We start from the raw sequence: 18,253 nt of genomic DNA, 5'->3' as shown, positions 1-18,253 counted from the left end.
CAAGTGTGAGGGCAAGGGAGGAACTGTATATGAAGTTGACAAAGGACCCCCAGGCTATGCTTCTGTTATCCGTTCATGGGTTGTTTATACTATCGAGTGCATTGTCGGGTACATTCCTCAACGTATACTTATGGAAAAGCCGCCAGGACTATACGATGCTCGGTTGGTTCACGATTGCTCAGCAGGTCGCATTGGGCTTGACGTTCTGGGCCGCCGGCAAATGGGTGAAGGAGCATAACAAAATGAATGCGCTTCGCCTGGGTATTGCGGTGTCCGCCCTGTTTTATCTATGCGTTCTATGGGTAGGGCGGGATGCCGTCCATTATATTTGGCCTCTCGGCTTGCTGTTCGGCGTGTCATTGGGATTATTCTGGTTAGCCTTTAATGTGGTTTATTTCGAGATTTCGAGTGCAGAGAATCGGGACTGGTTTAATGGCTGGATCGGACTCCTGGGCTCCATAACGGGGATTATCGGCCCGTGGATGGCGGGTTGGATCATCACGATGATGCATGGGGATCAGGGCTACCGGTTTATTTTTACCGTATCGATGGTCATCTTCGCGGCGACGGTGGTGCTGAGCTTTTTTCTACGAAAACGACCGGTCCAGAGCGACTATCATTGGCTGGAGGGGGTTAGCCGACTCAAGGAGGGCGGGGTCTGGAAATACGCGGTATTCGGCTTGGCCGTTCAGGGAATCAGGGAAGGTGTGTTTTCCTTTCTCATTACACTCCTTGTTTTTGTGGCTACGGACCAGGAATCGAAGCTGGGGCAATTCGCATTGATTACTTCAGCGGTTTCGCTGCTCAGCTACTGGGCCTGCGGGAAGTGGTTCAAGCCCAAATTCCGTAAAACCGGCATGCTGGTAGGTTCGATATTGATGCTGCTGGTAATTATGCCGCTGCTGTTTGCTGTTAACTATACTACGCTGTTGGTGCTGGGAATCGGGACGTCGCTGTTTATTCCGCTGTACATGATGCCGGCTATATCGGCCAGCTTTGATCTTATGGGAGTGAATCAGGAAAACGTGGAGAAGCGGGTGGAACTGGTCGTGCTGCGGGAACTCAGTCTAACCATAGGCCGAATTACGGGTCTCCTTGTGTTTATTCTTGTTCTGTCATTTAGACAGGACACGTTAACGGTAACCCTGCTGCTGCTGTTTCTGGGGGCTTCCCCTATCGGATCGTGGCTGTTTATACGAAAGCTGTTTCCTTCCAAAGGACAAGTCACCTGAACACCTGAAGCCTAATCGCATCCGCTCGCGTCAAAAGCGTTGTGCCAGTTAACGAACGGCGAGTTGATAAACAAGAGACAGCGTTACGGCGCAACCCCTACAACGCAAAGGTATCTCCAAGGCCCCATGGCCAATAAGGAGATACCTTCAATTATTTTATGTGATTTTCAGGTCAATTGGCCGTGTCAGGGAGAACCATTTCAGCTCTTCGGGCTCACGTCCTGCAATCGTCTCGGCCAGCAGATCCGCAGCGATCATGCTGTAAACGGTCCCGTTTCCACCATACACCTCGATAAAGTAGCTGTGCGGATACTGCGGGTGTCTGCCGATCAACGGGATGCCGTCTTGGGTTGTGGCAAACACGCCGGCCCAACTGCAAGCGATTTTCAAATCCGACATATGGGGGAACAGTTGCTGGATTTCATATAGCAATCTCCGGCCTCTCGGTTCAGCGTATTCCTCTGGTTTGCCTGAAGGAGGAAGTGGTTCATCCAGCCCTCCGGCTATGATTCGTTGATCCGGCGTTGTCCGGAAATAGAGATAAGGGCGATTTGTTTCCCATATGAATGCGCGCTCGTACCATGAAGACAGATCGGATACAGGCTCCGTCAGGATGGCATAGGTGTTGAGCAGCTCCGCTTGATAATCAGGCTTCCATTCTTGGGTGCTATACCCGGTGGCCCAGATCACGTTCCTGGCGAGGACGCTTCCTTGATCGGTTAAGACGGTGACATCGCTGTCGGTATACCGAGTTTCCTTCACTTCGCTATTTTCGTAAATTCGCAGCCCGTGCTCGCAGGCATCTTGAAGAAGATTATGCCCGAAACGGTAGGGATCGACTTCGGCATCGCCGTGAGTATAGATGGCAGCTTCTTTTGAGAACGGGAAGTTAGCCTTCATATGCTCGCGGCTCCAGTACTCTACATCGAATCCCTTGCGTTTGAGCAAGTCATACTCATGGCGAAGCATGCCGACATCTTGGGGGTTACTGGCATAGTAGAGGCTGCTTCGCGGGATCAGGCCGGAATCCCTGGACAGATGATTTGCGATTTCGGTGAGCCGACGTACAGCATTTTTGCACATCATGTAGAAGGAGGAGCCCCGTTGATCGTTAAATTGTTGGATCAGATCAGATAGGGGGCAGTCGTTGGAGAATTGCAACAGCCCCGAATTGGCGGATGTGCTGCCTTCGCATACGCGTTTTTTCTCCAGCAGGACGGTGTCCACGCCTTGCTTGGTCAGCACATAGGCCATCAACGCACCGCTAATACCGCCGCCGACAATTAGCACATCACAGCTGAGCTGTTCTGATAGACCAGGGTATCTTTTTACAGGTTCGGTGTTTAAATATTTCCAGGGCGTTGTTCCGCCGGTCAGTAACATGGTCCCTCACCCCCTCATTGTCACATCGTTATTAGTTTGGACGTTCTTTTCATATTTAATGACATCTCAAGACATAGATTTTTATATAGGTGGCATACTAGCCCTGTGCAACCTAATTGGAAAGGGGAATAAACACAAAGATGATACCTAATCAGCAATTACAGCCTCTAACCTCAAAAGAACTGGACTATATTGCGGATTGCATTTCCAACGAGACCATGCTGGCCAAGCATTGTGCCGCGACAGCCGCAGCTAGTCAAAATCCTGCAATCCAGCAGGCGCTGCTGGGATTCGTAAGTCGCCATGAGCAGCATCTCGATACATTGGTTAACTCACTGCAGATTCACAGCAATATCGCGCCGACGCAGCCTCAATAAGAGGAGATATAGAACAGGATGCATAATTGTTAAGGAGGAACGACTTATGATAACGCCTAATGGATCTTCATACCTGCCCGAAGAGGATATGCTTAGCCCTATTCTGGGAGAACTGAAACGGGTCGTGCGAGAGTATACGACAGCTACAACGGAAGCCTCTTGTCCTGATGTCCGTCAAATGTTTACGGATCTGACTGCGGATACACTGATGCTGCAAGGTGAATTTTTTAATATGATGAAGCAGCAGAACATGTATACCGCGCCTCGGCATGCATTGAAATACGATGTGGACAAGCAGTATAAGCAAGCGCAGCAGTCCCAGCAAAAAACGCGGGAAACCGTTAATCAAAAAACTTCCGGTATGGGCGCGTTCGCGCATCATCCGAATGTAGCGCCGCATACCACTAATGTAGCGCCTACATCTAATAATGTAACCCAATAATCCCATGGTTAACTCAAACAATAAGCCGATGACACCCGCAGCCCGTTGCTGCAGGGATGCATCGGTATTTTTTTTTGCACATCCCGTGTAAGTTATTGTAATATAAGTATTAATCTCTGTTCCGAAATATCATGCATGAAGAATGGTTGTTCGGAATAAGTGCTGGAGGATACGTATATGGAAGAGCTTAGCGAATTGAAACTGAAGGTGCTTGACCTGCTGAAAGAAGACGCGAGAAGATCGCCGGCTCTACTCTCTACTCTACTCGGTGTAGATGAGGAAGAAATAAAGACCTCCATTGCGGAGCTTGAACGAGATCACGTTATTGTTAAGTATGCGACCGTTGTCAACTGGGGCAAGATGGAAGACGAGAAGGTTACGGCGCTGATCGAGGTTCAAATTACACCTGAGCGCGGAAGAGGCTTTGAAGGAATTGCCGAGCGGATTTATTTATTCCCGCAGGTGAAGTCGGTCTATCTTATGTCTGGCGCCTACGACTTGCTGGTTGAAGTGGAAGGCAGAAACTTGCGTGAGGTGGCCAACTTTGTTTCGGAGAAACTGTCACCTATCGATTCTGTATTATCGACCAAAACGAATTTTATTTTGAAAAAATATAAACAAGACGGGATTATTTTTGAAGAACGTCAAGAAGACAATCGTCTCCTGATCTCGCCGTAAAGGAAGCGTGTGCTATGATTGTGAACGAACAGCAGCTTGCAGAAAATAACAGGAAATCGATGAGCTCTTATTTGGCGCCTAGGGTCAGGGACATTCAGCCCTCTGGAATCCGGAAATTTTTTGATCTCGTCAGTGGAAATAAGGATATTATTACACTTGGTGTCGGTGAGCCTGATTTCGTAACTCCCTGGCATGTAAGAGAAGCCTGCGTGTATTCATTGGAGCGCGGGTTTACAGGATATACGTCCAATGCCGGTATGCCGGAACTGCGGGAGGCGATCGCGGAATATTTGAATGACAGTTTCCACGTGACCTATAATCCTGCCGATGAAATGATTGTAACCGTAGGCGGCAGTGAAGCGATTGATCTGGCGCTGCGTGCCTTGATTGTTCCCGGAGATGAAATTTTGATTCCCGAACCGTGTTACATTTCTTACTCGCCGATTGCTTCAATCGGTGGCGGGGTGCCCGTTGGTATTGAAACGACGGCAGAGCATCATTTCAAACTGACGGCCGAGGCGCTTGAAGCGCAAATCACGCCCAAATCGAAGATTCTAATCCTGTGCTACCCAAGCAATCCGACGGGAGCCATCATGACCTATGAGGATTGGCTGCCCATTGCAGAAGTGGTGGAAAAACATGATCTGATTGTGATCTCCGATGAAATCTATGCGGAGCTCACATATGAAGGCAAACATGTCAGCTTTGCCTCGATGCCAGGCATGATGGACCGCACCATACTGGTGAGCGGCTTCTCGAAGGCGTTTGCTATGACCGGTTGGCGTATGGGGTATGTGTGTGCTCATGCCGATCTGATCGGCGCCATGCTGAAAATACACCAATATACGGTCATGTGTGCACCCGCAATGGGGCAAGTCGCCGCGCTCGAAGCATTGCGCAACGGCATGGGGGAGAAGGATCGAATGGTTGAATCCTATAACCAGCGGCGCAGACTGGTGGTTCAAGGGCTGCGCGAGATCGGTTTGGATTGCCACGAACCACAGGGAGCGTTTTACGCATTTCCGAGTATCAAGCGAACGGGACTCGGCTCAGAAGAATTTGCCCAGCGCTTGCTGACTGAGGCGAAGGTGGCTGCCGTGCCAGGCACCGCATTCGGTCTGGGCGGGGACGGATTCATTCGCTGCTCTTATGCTACATCCATTGCCCAGCTGAATGAGGCCTTGGAGAGAATGGGCAATTTTGTGGAAAAAATAAAGTAGACAAGGAATTCGTTGAACTTTTTCCTTGAATTAACAAAAAATTCACTTTCCATTGGGAAAATATATGTTATAATTTTATTTTGTGGGCAGAATTTTACTTTCCAAGGAGGGATCACCAGTGTTTTGTGATTATGAATTGTCAAACTACCGTGGTGACTATACGGCTGAAGACGATAATCACGGTAAATGGTCAATTAAATCAGCCAAATCCACTCCTCAGGAAATTACCTTGGAAGACGAAATTCACATGCTTCGCCGGAAGATGGAACAGATTTTTTTGGAAGAGCAGTCCTTTACGTCGGAAATTGTCATCGAGATCAGCAGTTTGCTGGATTTGAAGATTAACGAATATATGAAGGCTCATCCAAAAAAGAAACTATAAAATACGATTTGATTGAATAAAACAAGGTTGCTCCTGAGTGTAATGACCCCAGGATCAGCCTTGTTTGCGTTTAAATGATTTCACCATGATGATAGAACCTCGCCAAGGAATCATGATCCGGCCTGGGGCTTATTCCGCCATAGAGGGACCGTTATCCGAAATTATGCTATAGTTGAGCATAATAAGAAAAACGTCTATCGACGTACTTTCTCAGAAGACAGACCGCGGTTAAAAGAAGTTTTTCTTGCGATTATAGAATTGTTCAGCTTCGCTGAAAACTTATAAATTCTATAATCTTAAGAAATATGGTGTTCGTTCGATAAGGATCGACTTTGAAATGGAGGAAGATGGGATGAAGGTATATACGAGAACGGGAGATGCGGGGGAAACTTCAATTATTGGCGGTCGCGTGCCCAAGGATGATCCGCGCATCGAAGCGTACGGCACGATCGATGAACTGAACAGCTTTGTCGGTCAAGCTGTATTTTTGGCCAAGGAAGCCGACTTTGAGGAGCTGCATCTTCAACTCGTTCGAATCCAGCATGAACTGTTCGATTGCGGCTCGGATCTAGCCTATGCGAGACCTCGCGAGGATAAACTCAAGGTAGGCGCCGAGCTAGTGGATAATCTGGAGGTATGGCTGGATGCATTCGAGGAGAAGAACCCTCCGCTTGAACGATTTATCTTGCCAGGCGGAAGCGCGTTGTCATCGTTGCTTCATGTATGTCGGACCGTATGCCGCCGCGCCGAGCGGTTAACTGTTTCGCTGCAGCGAACCACAGAAATCAATCCGGAGGTCCGCCGGTATTTGAACCGACTGTCCGACTATTTCTTTGTGACTGCGCGGGCAGCCAATGTGCACGCCGGGATTCCGGATGTTGAATATGAGCGAAGTGGAAAGGTGTTTCGGTAATTCATGAGTTTGTACTATCCGCCAATCAGCTATGTCGTGTCCCCACACGAAGACGGCATGCTGCTCAAGACTATATTGCAAAAACGAATGGGGGTATCCCGCAAGCTGCTCTCGCGCCTCAAGTTGACCGAGCAGGGCATTATGCTGAACGGGACCCGTGTATACATTAGCGTGAAAGTGCATGCGGGAGATCTGGTCGAAATCCGGATGGAGCAGGAACGTTCGGACGATATGCTGCCCCAGCCGATGGACCTTCATATTCTGTACGAGGATGAGCATCTGCTTGTTCTGAACAAGCCGGCAGGGATTATTGTGCATCCGACGCACGGTCATTATACGGACACACTGGCTAACGGCGTTGTTCACTACTGGCAGGAGAAGGGCTGGAATTACCGGTTCCGAGCGGTTCACAGGCTGGATCAGGAAACTTCCGGCGTGTTGGTGGTGGCCAAGAATCCGTATATTCACCAGCATGTTTCCGAACAAATGATAGCAGGTACCGTTGATAAGAGGTATGTTGCATTTGTTCATGGCAAGCCTGCTTTGCCGTCAGGCGATATTGACGGTCCGATTGATCGGGATCCGTTAGAGCCCCACCGCCGCATCGTAACCCCGGGCGGATATCCTTCATTGACACGGTATCAGGTATGCGAAACCTATCATTCCGCATCCTTGGTTGAATTGAAGCTGGAAACGGGCCGGACCCATCAAATTCGGGTGCATATGCTTAGCATCGGTTGTCCCTTGATTGGGGATCAGATGTATAGGCATCCGGTATACAGTGAGCGGGAGTTACGATCAGATGGGACGGAAGCTGCGTCCTATGGGAACGAGGGATCGGCAGAGCCGGAAGTCGTATCATCCATCATGAGGGTGGACCGCTATATGGGCAGGCAGGCGCTGCATGCAGCAAGCCTGACGCTGATTCACCCGATTGAGGGGAACACGATGGTATTCACAGCTCCGCTTCCTGAGGATATGAACTCTCTGAGAAATATGCTTGCACAAGAGGCGACTTAAATATTTTCAAAACAACATGAGAAGGAGAATGTATCGAATGAGCAAACTGAAAGTATATCAATATCCGAAATGCGGGACATGCCGTAACGCGGTCAAATGGCTGCAGAACGAAGGACATGAGCTGGAACTTCAAAATATTTTTGAACAACCGCCAGAGAAGGAAGAATTAGCCGACCTTATCGATAAGAGCGGCCTGGAGCTTAAGAAATTCTTCAATACGAGTGGCGAGGTCTACAAGGAAATGAACCTGAAAGACAAGCTGCCTGGACTCTCCGATGAGGAGAAGATCCAACTGTTGTCGTCTAACGGAAGATTGATTAAGCGTCCAATCGTGACGGACGGAAGTAAAGTGACCGTCGGCTTCAAAGCAGAACAATATCAGGAGTCATGGCAGAAGTAGAATGGCTATTTTTGGTAGGAGGCAATGACGGCCAATTGAGGCCGATTGAAAGAGCTGATTGGCCTCCGGTTGTTGAAGGCCAAAGATCCGGCATAGACACATTTTCCTGCTGATAAAGGTAGATACGTTCCCCGGTGTGTCAAGCATCCCAAGGTCTTTTGGCCGCCGGGATGCTCTTTCGTTTTAAGAGATAAGAAAGTATAAACATCCCAGGCTTAGTATCCTTATCTCGCAAGAAAAACTTCCGCTATATGCGGTCTGTCTACAGAGAAAGTACGTCGATAGACGTTTTTCTTAGGAACAGCCAATGATAGGAAATTCAAAGAAATACCTTGTGACAAGCCCAAGTCTATATAGGGATATGGTATAATGACAAGGTATATTTAAGGTTATATCAGAGAAGTTAAAGTTAGGAGCGATCATGACTGTGATACCCAATCAACAACCATCCTTAATGCTTGTAGACGGGATGGCTTTATTATTTCGTGCTTACTATGCAACCGCGTCAAGCGGCTATATCCGTCGAACCAAAGCGGGTGTGCCGACCAACGCGATTTACGGCTTCCTGCGGTATATGTGGGATGCTATCGATAAATTTCAGCCTACCCATGTAGCGTGCTGCTGGGATATGGGTTCGAAAACATTTCGTACAGAGCAATTCGCCTCGTATAAAGGCAATCGTCCGGAAGCGCCGGATGATCTGGTTCCACAGTTTTCGTTGGTTCGTGATGTGACGGAATGTCTGGGAATTCCGAACCTGGGCGTCGTGGGCTATGAGGCCGATGATTGCATCGGGACACTGGCCAAACGGTACGGGGATAGCATGAATGTCATGATCCTGTCGGGGGACCACGATCTGCTTCAGCTCGTGAACGATTCCACTTCTGTCATTATTATGAAAAAGGGACACGGCAATTATATGCACTATACCCCGGAAACGCTGTATGCCGAAAAAGGACTTTCCCCAAAACAGGTTATCGATGTGAAAGGCCTGATGGGAGATACAAGCGATAATTATCCTGGCGTACGTGGGATTGGCGAGAAAACGGCGGTCAAGCTGATTCAGGAGTATGAAACCGTGGAGGGAATTCTTGCGAATCTTGAGTCACTGACCAAGGGGGTCCGCACCAAGATCGAGGCAGATCTGGAAATGCTGCATCTGTCCCGGTCTTTGGCGGAAATCCATTGCGAGGTTCCAATGGAATGCGAACTGGAACTATGCCGCTTGAGCGTGGATCACGAACGTGCCTTGACCAAACTGGAGGAGCTTGAGATGAAGAGCCTGGGCCATCTTTTTGGGGTGGCGGTGGTTTCCTAGTCATGTGGAGACAGTTTGATTTCGGTAGAAAATCAATCTTGACCGGATTACTGCTTGGGGCCATGCTGCTTCTTATATCCGCATGTGCCTCCAATCAGCTTCCTTCAACCGAAACCTCTAAGCAGCCGGCAGTTGCTGAAAAGAAGGTTGAAGTTATGGTTTCGGCAGCAGCAAGTCTCAAATCCAGCATGGAAGAGACCGGACGACGATTTGAAGCAGAGTTTCCGAATGTTACGCTGCGTTATAATTTCGGCGGCTCGGGCTCTCTAGGACAACAGCTTGAGCAAGGGGCGCCTGTAGATTTGTTTGTATCCGCGGCAACGGAGCCGATGGATCGTCTGGTCGAGAAGGGGATCGTACCATCCGATGCGGTTCAGTTAATGTTTCGAAATGCGTTGGTGCTGATTGAGCCTGTTGGCAAACAGAATGTGAAGCAGTTATCCGATCTGCTCAAACCTGAAGTACGCGTTCTGGCTATCGGGCAGCCGGATACTGTACCGGCCGGGGAGTACGCGAAGGAGACTCTTCAGAATGAAGGCCTTTGGGAAGATGTCGAATCCAAGGCGGTGTATGCCAAGGACGTGACGCAAGTTCTCGCTTATGTGGAGTCGGGGAATGCGGATGCCGGTTTTGTGTACAAAACCGATCTGAAGAGTTCCGCCAAGGCAACACTTGCGCTTGAGGTTGACCCGGACAAGCACCAGCCGATCGAATATCCTGCAGCGATTCCGGGCAATGCCAAGCATCCGCAGGAGGCTGAGGCGTTCCTCGAATTTATGCGGAAGCCCGAGATCAGGGATATCTTCACGGAGGCTGGATTTGAGGTAGCGGAGGCGTCGCCGTGACTGCGACCGAAATGTTCTGGATGCCGGTATGGCTGTCGATAAAAACATCACTGCTGTCCAGCATCATTGCATTTATACTGGGATTAGCGGCAGCGCGCTGGATGTCCAGGCGCTCGTTTGTCGGCAAGACGGCGGTTGAAACGCTGCTGATGCTTCCGCTTGTGCTTCCGCCTACGGTGGTTGGCTTTCTTCTGCTTGTCATGCTGGGCAGAAACAGCTGGATTGGCGCAGCTGCCGAATGGCTGTTTGCCAGGCCCATTATTTTCAGTTGGGGGGCCGCGGTCATAGCGGCTATTGTCGTCTCGTTTCCGCTTGTGTATCAGAGCATGCGGGTGGGCTTTGAGTCCGTGGAACCGGAGCTTGAGGATTCGGCGCGATCGGCAGGGGCCGGCGAATGGCAGGTGCTTCGCTGGATTACGCTGCCGCTTGTCCGCAGAGCGGGGATTTCGGCGTTCATTCTGGCTTTTGCCAGAGGTTTAGGTGAATTTGGGGCAACCTGGATGGTTGCAGGCAATATACCGGGCGTTACGCAAACGCTGCCCACGGCGATTTACGTTGCGGTAAGCAATGGCGAGAGCGGACTGGCGTGGGCGTGGACGGCTGTCATTATTTTGTTCTCATGGCTGTTGCTGGCCGCGTCAGGAACGGGCAGAAGCAGAGAAAGAGGCGGGCGGACTTGACTGGAGCACAATGTTTACATATGCTTCGAATAGAGCTTGTTAGCAACTATATAGAGAACAAGGCATAGCACATCGTGGAGAGGATGGAAGAAGCATGAGTTTACTTGGAGCAATTGAAGCAGGAGGAACCAAGTTCGTTTGCGGCGTGGGTATGGAGGATGGAACGGTTGTGGAGCGAGTGAGCTTCCCGACAACAACCCCTGAAGAAACCATGGCAAACGTCTTTAACTTTTTTGCTGATAAGGATATAGAGGCGATCGGAGTCGGTTCTTTCGGACCGATTGATCCGGTGAAGGGCAGCCCGACTTATGGCTGTATTACTACGACACCGAAGCCACATTGGAGCAATTACAATATTGTCAAAGCACTGGAAGAGCGTTTTAATGTTCCGATTGGATTTGATACCGATGTAAACGGAGCCGCTCTTGGAGAATATACATGGGGCGCTGCCCAGGGACTGGATAGCTGTCTGTATATCACCATCGGAACGGGAGTAGGAGCAGGCGCCGTGGTAGCTGGCGAATTGATTCACGGCTTGTCTCATCCGGAGATGGGGCATATTTATGTGCGCCGCCACCCGGAAGATCGGTATGAAGGGACATGCCCTTATCATGCAGACTGTCTGGAGGGGCTTGCTGCCGGACCGTCTCTTGGCAAACGTTGGGGAGTTCCTGGTGTGGAATTGACGCCGGATCATCCGGCTTGGGAGATGGAAGCTTATTATCTGGCTCAAGCGCTGATGAATTATGTCCTTATTCTGTCCCCGCAGCGTATCGTGATGGGCGGAGGCGTTATGAAGCAGGAGCAGCTGTTCCCGCTGATCCGTACGAAGCTTCAGGAGCTGCTGGCCGGATATGTTCAGCATCCAAGCCTTCATGATGGGATTGATCAATTTATCGTTCCGCCGATGCTCGGCGATAATGCGGGTCTCTGCGGCGCATTGGCGTTGGCCAAGCTGGCAGTAGATGAGGCCAAGAGCGTTCAAGCTTGACCCTATTTCTTATATAGAGTGAATCAAAATTAGGTTGATTTTATTACAGATTATGGTATTATGATTTCAACAGTATAACGTATGGAACGGGAAGCACCTTTCTTTGTCGCTGCGGCGGAGGAGAGGTGCTTTTTTGCGTTGTTTCATCGTTGTGCTGAATGCGCAAGCGGGAGGTATTCGAGGGATGCAAATTGTGTTCATGAATCAGATGAGCGGAGCGGATGAGTCAGGTCACATCCGTTCTGCTCAAGTATGGATCGGTGAGGAAGAGGGGGGATGGCGGCTTGGCTGGCGGAACATGGAACCAGACGGTGATGTATCCGATGATGAGTGGTATGAGGGAAATTCATGGAATGAGTTATTATGCGTGTACCGACATCAATTAGCGAAGAAGCTTGGAGAGGGCTTCCGGCCGCTAGTTGAGGGGGGATTCCATGAACCGGGAGAGACTGGAGGCAAGAATCTCGGCGCTCAGAAGCTGCAGTGCTATAGTGAGCTTTATGGCTCGGAGGAGCTGTACACGGAGCTGTGTGCCTGGCGCAGGAGAAAGGCGGCCTCCGGAAGAAAAGCGCCTTATTTCATTGCCAGCAATCGAGTGCTGCGTATGATTAGCGCCTTCATCCCCCAGAATGAGGAAGAGCTGCTGCAGCTTCCGGGAATCGGGGTCAGCAAGGCTTCGGAGCATGGGGCGGAGTGGCTGGAGATCACGACGAAAATCGAACGAACCACAACCTTTCCACTGGATTGGGTTTACGAGCAGCTGCAGGAAGAGGTGTTCTTGTCCTGGCTGTATAAACAGAAGGAGCAGCGATACAAGCAAGAGCTCGACCGCTTCCGAATCCGCCGTACGATGCTGATTGGGATAGCTGAGGGAGCTTCACTGGCCCAGCTGGAAGAGCGCACCTCGTTATCTCGTCGGGATTTGGTTGAGGAATTGGAGGGGCTCGAGAAGGAAGGTTATGATACGGAGCAACTGCTTGAGGTTGAATTGAATACGATGACGGCTTCAGAGCAGGCAACGGTATGGAAGGCGTTTGAAGAGCTGGGCGATACGTTTCTTAAACCCGTATTACAACGGGTATATGGAGAAGGACAAGCCCGGAATGGAGAGGTAGAAGACATTGGCGGAATGGAGAAGCTGTATGAGCGGCTGCGCCTGATACGGATTCGCTTCCGGCGGGAAGAGTCTGGCAAAGCAAACGCAAGCTAATCCGCATAAACGAAAATCAGGACGGATTTCCTCGTGGCAAGGAGATCCGTCCTGATTCTGTCTATGGTTCTGTAGATGAGGCAGCACATTTCATATCCAGTCTTTTTTACGGAACAGATAAAACATGAGAGCACCGGCAAAAACCATGATGCCTAGAACCACATAATAAGAGTATTTCCAGTGAAGCTCAGGCATATTGTCAAAGTTCATGCCGTAGATGCCCGTAATCAGCGTCAGTGGAATGAAGATGGTTGTGATAGCGGTAAACACACGCATGATTTCATTGGCCCGATTGGCGATACTGGATTGGTAAGCCTCTCGAAGGTTCCCCATGAGATCCCGGTAAGTCTCGAAGGTTTCGGAAATCTTCACGGCATTTTCATAGATGTCGCTAAAATATTTCTGCAGTTGGTCATCAATCAGCCGGAGATCTTTTTTGTTGAGCGTATTAATAACTTCCTTCTGCGGTCCGAGCACTTTTTTCAACCATAGAATCTCGCTTCGCAGACCGATAATCTCGCTTAAGTGGGATTTTTTGGTATGCATCAGGATGTCTTCCTCCAGCTTTTCAATCCGCGCCTCGATGCGGTCCCCGACGGAAAAATAGTTGTCCGTGACAAGGTCGATCAAGAGATAGAGGAAGCGGTCAGGCGTGCTGACTTCGTCCTCCCAGAGAAGCGGCTTAACCGAGCGAAGCTCGTGGATTTTTTGCTTGGTCATCGTAATAATAAAATGCCTGCCCAAGAAAACGTTCAAAGCGCGAAGGAAAATCTCTTCGTCGTCAAACCGGATGCTGTTCACGACGATAAAATAGTGGTTCTCGTATATTTCAATTTTGGGACGCTGCTCTTCTTCGCTGAGGCAATCCTCAACCGCAAGATCATGCAGGGAGAAGAGAGGTTGCAGTTCGGCTAAATCATCCTCGTCCGCATCCAGCCAGTAGAAGCCGCTGGCCGGAGGGGTCAGCGTCATTTCGATGTCATCAACAGGGGTAAATACGCCCGAATCGACCAACCGGATTTTCATCTGATATCACTCCTTTGTCAAATACGAGCTGCTTGGTTAAGCAGTAAAGGCACAGGATATCAGCCCACCGGTGTAGGGGCATTTCAAGGAAGGTTAGAATACGATAAAAGCGCATGAAAAATAACGCCGCCCTCTGCCGGTAGACTGATCTTAATCCTATGCGGTTGTGCGTCTTGATCTAGTTTCTGGCTCGGGTCACCGTCCATCTTCCATGTCACCTCTTTCATACTCGGTTTTAAACAGCACTTGTCTAGTATAACGCCGGGTGTAGGACCTTTCAAGTTGAAATCCGGTGCAATCAAGTGTCATTTGTACAGGGTATGGAAACCTTCGGTGAAGTGTGACGGACTTATGAAAAGGTTCTTGACGAAAAATTAGGAATGATTTAAAGTAAGTATCAATTACGAACAATTTAAGACAACTGAATAAAGCGAAATCTTATCAAGAGCAGGTGGAGGGACTAGCCCTATGAAACCCGGCAACCGGCGGCAACATCGCACGGTGCTAATTCTTGCAGGAGATACGACGCTTCTTAGAAGCCGTTGTATAGACTGACAGATGAGAGAGGCGCATTGTGATACGTATATGATGACCTTTCTCTACTTGGAGAAAGGTTTTCTTGCGTTTATACAGTCTAACGCTCTTTCTCACAGCTTTTATGGATGTATCATTTCATATTTCGAAGGAGTGAGCCACGATGCCGATTAAAATTCCGGATGCCTTGCCGGCAAAGGAAGTTCTGGCTGGAGAAAACATTTTTGTCATGGATGAGAGTCACGCATTTCATCAGGATATCCGCCCATTGCGGATTGCTATTCTGAACCTGATGCCAACCAAGGAAACGACGGAGACCCAATTGCTGCGATTGATCGGTAACTCCCCGCTCCAGGTGGATGTTGTCCTTCTTCATCCGAGTTCCCACGTTTCGAAGAATACGTCGGCTGAGCATCTGAAATCATTTTACAAAACCTTTGAAGAAGTGAAGAACCGTCGTTTTGACGGCATGATCATTACAGGAGCTCCAGTCGAGCAGTTGGAGTTTGAAGAAGTGAATTACTGGGATGAGCTTACTGAAATTTTTGAATGGACCAAGACGCATGTGACCTCCACGCTCCATATTTGCTGGGCATCGCAAGCCGGGCTTTATTATCATTACGGCGTGCCGAAATACAGCCTTGAGGAAAAATGCTTTGGCGTATTTCCACATACGATCAATGAAGCGTGTATCAAGCTGCTCCGCGGCTTTGACGAAATGTTCTTTGTTCCGCACTCTCGTCATACGGAAGTTCGGCGCGAAGACATTACAGGCATTGACGATCTGGTCATCCTGTCCGAATCCGAGGAAGCAGGAATTTATTTGGTTTCAAGCCGGGATGGCAAGCAGATTTTTGCCACAGGACATTCCGAGTATGATGCGGACTCTCTGAAATGGGAGTATGACCGGGACGCTGCCAAAGGCATGGATATCGCGCTGCCGCGCAACTATTACCCGAATGATGATCCAACAAGGACGCCTCCGTCCATATGGCGAGCGCATGCAAACTTATTATTTACTAATTGGCTCAATTACTATGTATATCAGGAAACGCCATACGATATTGGTCCGCAAATATAGAAGTATCCGGGAGGAGAGTTTGTGATGGAGAAGAAACCTTTGAATATAGAGAGCCGGCTGGCACAGATCGGGTCGGTGCAAGAACCGGTAACCGGAGCCGTGAATTTTCCGATTTATCAGGCTACGGCATACCGCCATCCCAAATTAGGCCAGAGCACAGGGTTTGATTACACCCGTACGAAAAATCCGACCCGTTCGGTACTGGAGGATGCCTGCGCCGAGCTGGAATCCGGTGATGCCGGCTTTGCCTGCAGCTCGGGCATGGCTGCCCTTCAGACGATTTTTGCTTTGTTCGGTCAAGGGGATCATCTGATTGTATCGCTGGATCTGTATGGAGGGACGTATAGGCTTCTGGAGCGGATCATGTCTAAGTTCGGCGTAACGGCCACGTACGTGGATACGAATGACCTGGATGCGCTGGAAGGGGCAAGAAGGCCCAACACGAAGGCTGTATTTATCGAAACGCCGACCAATCCGCTTATGATGATTACGGATATCGAAGCCGTCTGTACGTGGGCAAGGCGCCATCAACTGATCAGCATCGTGGATAATACGCTTTTGACTCCATATTTCCAAAGACCTATCGAGCTTGGGGCGGATATCGTCATACATAGCGCCACCAAGTATTTGGGAGGACATAACGATGTGCTGGCGGGTATCATCGTAACGAAGGGCAAGGAACTATCGGAGGAGATGGCTTTCCTTCATAATTCCATCGGCGCGGTGTTAAGCCCGACCGATTCCTATCAGCTGATGAGAGGAATGAAGACGCTTGCCCTGCGCATGGATCGGCACGAAACGAATGCAACCGCAGTGGCATCATTTTTGACAACTCACCCAGCGATTGGCGAGGTGTATTATCCTGCCCTGCCGGATCATCCGGGACATGACATCCAGAATCGTCAATCCAGCGGCAACACCGGCATCTTCTCTTTCAAGGTGAAGGACGCCCGCTATGTGGAGCCCGTGCTGCGGCACATTAAACTGATTGCGTTCGCAGAAAGCCTGGGGGGCGTCGAGTCTCTGATGACCTACCCTGCCGTCCAGACCCATGCGGACATCCCGCTTGAGATTCGGGAAGCGATCGGTGTGGATGACCGCTTGCTCCGGTTCTCGGTCGGCATCGAGCATGCGAATGATTTGATCGCGGATTTGGATGCTGCACTGAGCGCAGCCATAGCTGAAGTGGAAGGGAGCACGGGAGAATGAGCATCGATAAAGGTCCATCAGGCTTGGAAACGCAAACCAAGCAGTTATCAGCAAAACGGGGACACGAAGAGGATGAACTCCGTTTCGAGACGAAACTATTGCATTTCGGCGGGGAAATCGACCGGGCAACCGGTGCCTCCAGCGTTCCGATCTATCAAGCCTCGACATTTCATCATGAGGACATCTTTAACCCGCCGCAACACGATTACAGTCGTTCCGGCAATCCGACGAGGCAGGCGCTGGAAGAATATATCGCCCTCTTGGAGGGAGGCGTACGCGGTTTCGCTTATGCTTCCGGTATGGCGGCGATCTCCAGCTCGTTCATGCTGCTCTCCGCGGGCGATCATATGATCGTGACGGAGGATGTGTACGGAGGAACCTACCGCCTGCTAACCAGCATTTTAAGTCGCATGGGCATCGAGAGCACCTTCGTAGACATGACCGATCTGGATCAGGTGGAGGCTGCCCTCAAACCGAATACGAAAGCTGTCTATATGGAGACCCCTTCGAACCCGACCCTGAAAATTACCGACATTGGTGCCGTGACAGATTGGGCGAAGGAGCATGGACTGCTTACCCTGCTGGATAATACGTTCATGACGCCGTTTTACCAGCGTCCGATTGAATTCGGTGTGGATATCGTCATTCACAGCGCGACCAAATTCCTTGGCGGACACAGCGATGTGCTGGCAGGTCTCGCGGTAGCCAGAACCCAGGAGCTTGGAGACCAATTGAAGCAGCTGCAAAATGGTTTGGGCACGGTGCTTGGGGTCCAGGATTCCTGGCTCCTTATGCGCGGCATGAAGACGCTCAGCACACGTATGGCCCACTCCGAGCAAAGTGCAGCCAAGCTGGCGGCCTGGCTGCAAGGGAGAAGCGATATTGAGCAAGTGTACTACCCTGGTCTCTTGAATCATCCGGGACGTGAGGTCCATGAAAAGCAATCAAGCGGTTATGGCGCAGTCATCTCCTTTGACGTTGGCTCAGGCGAGCGTGCCAAGCAGGTGCTGAACCATGTGAAGCTGCCGCTGGTAGCGGTCAGCCTGGGAGCTGTGGAGAGCATCTTGTCTTACCCGACGATGATGTCCCATGCAGCTATGGGCGAGAAGGTTCGGCATGAACGCGGAATTACGGATGGTTTGCTCCGTTTCTCGGTCGGACTCGAGGATGTGGACGATCTGATTGCTGATCTGGATCGGGCTTTTGCTGCCAGTTACTAAAGATTTGTTTGAAGTTAGGAACGTCATTTGGAGATTTGCCAAATCATAGAATTCGGCATCCTGTCACGGACGGGATGTCGTTTTTAATGCCG

General features: G+C 50.1%; 19 protein-coding genes and 1 riboswitch. Of the genes, 17 read left to right on the top strand and 2 right to left on the bottom strand.

Features of this window, described 5'->3' with window-relative positions; all coding sequences use genetic code 11:
* Positions 1-5: 5 nt before the first annotated feature.
* Complete coding sequence (locus J7E85_RS15705) at positions 6-1,232, top strand: MFS transporter (protein WP_353049505.1); 1,227 nt, start codon at positions 6-8, stop codon at positions 1,230-1,232.
* A 156-nt stretch (positions 1,233-1,388) separates the two neighbouring features.
* Here J7E85_RS15705 and J7E85_RS15700 read toward each other — a convergent pair whose 3' ends face one another.
* Positions 1,389-2,615, bottom strand: a complete 1,227-nt coding sequence (locus J7E85_RS15700) for an NAD(P)/FAD-dependent oxidoreductase (protein WP_215159261.1) — start codon at positions 2,613-2,615, stop codon at positions 1,389-1,391.
* 140 nt (positions 2,616-2,755) lie between these two features.
* Here J7E85_RS15700 and J7E85_RS15695 point away from each other — a divergent pair, with 140 nt between their 5' ends.
* The 13 genes from J7E85_RS15695 (at position 2,756) to J7E85_RS15635 (ending at position 13,091) form a co-directional block, all read left to right on the top strand.
* Positions 2,756-2,992, top strand: a complete 237-nt coding sequence (locus tag J7E85_RS15695) for a hypothetical protein (protein ID WP_083659766.1) — start codon at positions 2,756-2,758, stop codon at positions 2,990-2,992.
* A 46-nt stretch (positions 2,993-3,038) separates the two neighbouring features.
* Positions 3,039-3,434, top strand: coding sequence for a spore coat protein (locus J7E85_RS15690; RefSeq protein WP_215159259.1), 396 nt, complete (start codon positions 3,039-3,041; stop codon positions 3,432-3,434).
* Positions 3,435-3,611: 177 nt separating this feature from the next.
* Positions 3,612-4,112 (top strand): Lrp/AsnC family transcriptional regulator, encoded by a 501-nt coding sequence (locus J7E85_RS15685; protein WP_076324518.1) that lies wholly within the window; start codon positions 3,612-3,614, stop codon positions 4,110-4,112.
* A gap of 14 nt (positions 4,113-4,126) precedes the next feature.
* A complete protein-coding gene (locus J7E85_RS15680; RefSeq protein WP_215159257.1) occupies positions 4,127-5,332 on the top strand; it encodes an aminotransferase class I/II-fold pyridoxal phosphate-dependent enzyme in 1,206 nt (401 codons plus the stop codon).
* A 118-nt stretch (positions 5,333-5,450) separates the two neighbouring features.
* Positions 5,451-5,714 (top strand): aspartyl-phosphate phosphatase Spo0E family protein, encoded by a 264-nt coding sequence (locus J7E85_RS15675; RefSeq protein ID WP_098748561.1) that lies wholly within the window; start codon positions 5,451-5,453, stop codon positions 5,712-5,714.
* Positions 5,715-6,066: 352 nt separating this feature from the next.
* Positions 6,067-6,627 (top strand): cob(I)yrinic acid a,c-diamide adenosyltransferase, encoded by a 561-nt coding sequence (locus J7E85_RS15670; protein WP_076324515.1) that lies wholly within the window; start codon positions 6,067-6,069, stop codon positions 6,625-6,627.
* Between the two features lie 3 nt (positions 6,628-6,630).
* Positions 6,631-7,647: an RluA family pseudouridine synthase gene (locus J7E85_RS15665; RefSeq protein ID WP_215159255.1), complete on the top strand. Its 1,017-nt coding sequence runs from the start codon at positions 6,631-6,633 to the stop codon at positions 7,645-7,647.
* 37 nt (positions 7,648-7,684) lie between these two features.
* Entirely contained in the window at positions 7,685-8,047 is a 363-nt protein-coding gene (locus J7E85_RS15660; protein ID WP_098748558.1) for an arsenate reductase family protein, read from the top strand.
* 427 nt (positions 8,048-8,474) lie between these two features.
* A complete protein-coding gene (locus tag J7E85_RS15655; protein ID WP_483311321.1) occupies positions 8,475-9,365 on the top strand; it encodes a 5'-3' exonuclease in 891 nt (296 codons plus the stop codon).
* A gap of 2 nt (positions 9,366-9,367) precedes the next feature.
* Positions 9,368-10,210 carry a molybdate ABC transporter substrate-binding protein gene (modA, locus tag J7E85_RS15650; RefSeq protein ID WP_215159251.1) on the top strand — a complete coding sequence of 281 codons (843 nt, stop codon included), beginning with the start codon at positions 9,368-9,370 and terminating at the stop codon, positions 10,208-10,210.
* The gene (gene modB / locus J7E85_RS15645) at positions 10,207-10,890 is read left to right on the top strand and encodes a molybdate ABC transporter permease subunit (protein WP_353049504.1); all 684 of its coding nucleotides are present in this window, start codon (positions 10,207-10,209) and stop codon (positions 10,888-10,890) included. The genes modA and modB overlap by 4 nt, the downstream gene beginning before the upstream one ends.
* Positions 10,891-10,984: 94 nt before the next feature.
* Positions 10,985-11,881: an ROK family protein gene (locus J7E85_RS15640; RefSeq protein WP_215159249.1), complete on the top strand. Its 897-nt coding sequence runs from the start codon at positions 10,985-10,987 to the stop codon at positions 11,879-11,881.
* Between the two features lie 184 nt (positions 11,882-12,065).
* Positions 12,066-13,091: an HRDC domain-containing protein gene (locus J7E85_RS15635; protein WP_215159376.1), complete on the top strand. Its 1,026-nt coding sequence runs from the start codon at positions 12,066-12,068 to the stop codon at positions 13,089-13,091.
* A 90-nt stretch (positions 13,092-13,181) separates the two neighbouring features.
* Here the strand turns inward: J7E85_RS15635 and corA are convergent, their stop codons facing one another.
* Positions 13,182-14,117, bottom strand: a complete 936-nt coding sequence (gene corA, locus J7E85_RS15630; RefSeq protein ID WP_076324508.1) for a magnesium/cobalt transporter CorA — start codon at positions 14,115-14,117, stop codon at positions 13,182-13,184.
* A 435-nt stretch (positions 14,118-14,552) separates the two neighbouring features.
* A riboswitch (SAM riboswitch) is annotated at positions 14,553-14,682 on the top strand.
* Between the two features lie 132 nt (positions 14,683-14,814).
* On the opposite strand from corA, the gene metA reads away from it, so the two are divergent.
* From metA to J7E85_RS15615, 3 genes are read left to right on the top strand one after another with little or no spacing between them, the layout of a single operon-like run.
* Positions 14,815-15,732, top strand: a complete 918-nt coding sequence (metA, locus tag J7E85_RS15625; RefSeq protein ID WP_215159247.1) for a homoserine O-acetyltransferase MetA — start codon at positions 14,815-14,817, stop codon at positions 15,730-15,732.
* 24 nt (positions 15,733-15,756) lie between these two features.
* Positions 15,757-16,941 (top strand): PLP-dependent transferase, encoded by a 1,185-nt coding sequence (locus J7E85_RS15620; RefSeq protein ID WP_215159245.1) that lies wholly within the window; start codon positions 15,757-15,759, stop codon positions 16,939-16,941.
* Complete coding sequence (locus J7E85_RS15615) at positions 16,938-18,161, top strand: aminotransferase class I/II-fold pyridoxal phosphate-dependent enzyme (RefSeq protein ID WP_215159243.1); 1,224 nt, start codon at positions 16,938-16,940, stop codon at positions 18,159-18,161. The genes J7E85_RS15620 and J7E85_RS15615 overlap by 4 nt, the downstream gene beginning before the upstream one ends.
* Positions 18,162-18,253 lie beyond the last annotated feature (92 nt).

The organism is Paenibacillus sp. ISL-20 (assembly GCF_018613005.1).
Classification (GTDB): domain Bacteria; phylum Bacillota; class Bacilli; order Paenibacillales; family Paenibacillaceae; genus Paenibacillus_AQ.
Note: the sequence above shows the minus strand (reverse complement) of the source record. Positions and strands in the feature narration are given on the sequence as shown.

Coding starts and splice junctions, on each gene's coding strand:
- J7E85_RS15665 (WP_215159255.1), top strand. CDS start 6,631: ATGAGTTTGTACTATCCGCCAATCAGCTATGTCGTGTCCCCACACGAA.
- metA (WP_215159247.1), top strand. CDS start 14,815: ATGCCGATTAAAATTCCGGATGCCTTGCCGGCAAAGGAAGTTCTGGCT.
- J7E85_RS15700 (WP_215159261.1), bottom strand. CDS start 2,615: ATGTTACTGACCGGCGGAACAACGCCCTGGAAATATTTAAACACCGAA.
- J7E85_RS15690 (WP_215159259.1), top strand. CDS start 3,039: ATGATAACGCCTAATGGATCTTCATACCTGCCCGAAGAGGATATGCTT.
- J7E85_RS15620 (WP_215159245.1), top strand. CDS start 15,757: ATGGAGAAGAAACCTTTGAATATAGAGAGCCGGCTGGCACAGATCGGG.
- J7E85_RS15615 (WP_215159243.1), top strand. CDS start 16,938: ATGAGCATCGATAAAGGTCCATCAGGCTTGGAAACGCAAACCAAGCAG.
- J7E85_RS15670 (WP_076324515.1), top strand. CDS start 6,067: ATGAAGGTATATACGAGAACGGGAGATGCGGGGGAAACTTCAATTATT.
- modA (WP_215159251.1), top strand. CDS start 9,368: ATGTGGAGACAGTTTGATTTCGGTAGAAAATCAATCTTGACCGGATTA.
- J7E85_RS15635 (WP_215159376.1), top strand. CDS start 12,066: ATGCAAATTGTGTTCATGAATCAGATGAGCGGAGCGGATGAGTCAGGT.
- J7E85_RS15660 (WP_098748558.1), top strand. CDS start 7,685: ATGAGCAAACTGAAAGTATATCAATATCCGAAATGCGGGACATGCCGT.
- corA (WP_076324508.1), bottom strand. CDS start 14,117: ATGAAAATCCGGTTGGTCGATTCGGGCGTATTTACCCCTGTTGATGAC.
- J7E85_RS15640 (WP_215159249.1), top strand. CDS start 10,985: ATGAGTTTACTTGGAGCAATTGAAGCAGGAGGAACCAAGTTCGTTTGC.
- J7E85_RS15695 (WP_083659766.1), top strand. CDS start 2,756: ATGATACCTAATCAGCAATTACAGCCTCTAACCTCAAAAGAACTGGAC.
- J7E85_RS15685 (WP_076324518.1), top strand. CDS start 3,612: ATGGAAGAGCTTAGCGAATTGAAACTGAAGGTGCTTGACCTGCTGAAA.
- J7E85_RS15680 (WP_215159257.1), top strand. CDS start 4,127: ATGATTGTGAACGAACAGCAGCTTGCAGAAAATAACAGGAAATCGATG.